This is a genomic window from Burkholderia sp. Se-20373, from assembly GCF_017104705.1.
Taxonomy (GTDB): domain Bacteria; phylum Pseudomonadota; class Gammaproteobacteria; order Burkholderiales; family Burkholderiaceae; genus Burkholderia.
Window position 1 is genome coordinate 1 of sequence record NZ_JAAGPH010000377.1, and the last position, 817, is coordinate 817.

Here is an 817-nt window from a genome sequence, read left to right on the forward strand (position 1 = left end):
CTCGACAAGAAGATCCGCCAGAAGACCCAGCTCGAACTCGTGAACATCATCGAGAAAGTCGACGTGACCTGCGTGATGGTCACGCACGACCAGGAAGAGGCGATGACGATGGCCAGCCGCCTCGCGGTGATGAGCGAGGGCAAGATCGTGCAGATCGGCGCGCCGGGCGAGGTGTACGAATTCCCGAACAGCCGCTTCTCGGCCGAGTTCATCGGCTCGACCAACCTGTTCGAAGGGCGCGTCGTCGAGGACGAGCCCGACCACATCTTCGTCGAGAGCGACGACCTCGAGGCGCGGATGTACGTGAGCCACGGCATCACCGGCCCGCTCGGCATGCCGGTCGGCATCTCGGTGCGCCCCGAACGCATTCACGTATCGCGCGAGAAGCCGGGCTCGAAACACAACTGGGCGCGCGGCGTCGTGACCGACATCGCGTACATGGGCAGCTACTCGCTGTACCACGTGCGCCTGCCGAGCGGGAAGACGGTCGTGTCGAACCTGTCGAGCTCGCACCTGATGAACGACAACGCACCGGCGTGGAACGACGACGTGTTCGTGTCGTGGTCGCCGGCCAGCGGCGTCGTGCTGACGCAGTGAGGACGCCACGATGAGAACCTCCACTACCACTCCGGCCGCGTCGGTATCGTCCGGTGCCGCGAGCGCCGGCGCCGGCCGCGCCCGCCCGGGCCGCTTCGCGCTGCTGTCGCGCTTCCTGCCGTCGGGCCGCAGCGTCGCGATCGGCGTGCCGTTCGTGTGGCTTGCGGTGTTCTTCGCGCTGCCGTTCGTGCTGGTGCTGAAGATCAGCTTCGCCGACCAG

General features: G+C 66.7%; 1 protein-coding gene and 1 pseudogene. Both read left to right on the top strand.

Annotation, left to right across the window (positions count from 1 at the left end):
• Positions 1 to 597 (top strand): TOBE domain-containing protein (locus G3N96_RS38845; RefSeq protein ID WP_206140505.1); only part of this gene is annotated, 597 nt, incomplete at its 5' end.
• A 10-nt stretch (positions 598 to 607) separates the two neighbouring features.
• A pseudogene (locus tag G3N96_RS38850) lies at positions 608 to 817 on the top strand (putrescine ABC transporter permease PotH); the annotation flags it as partial.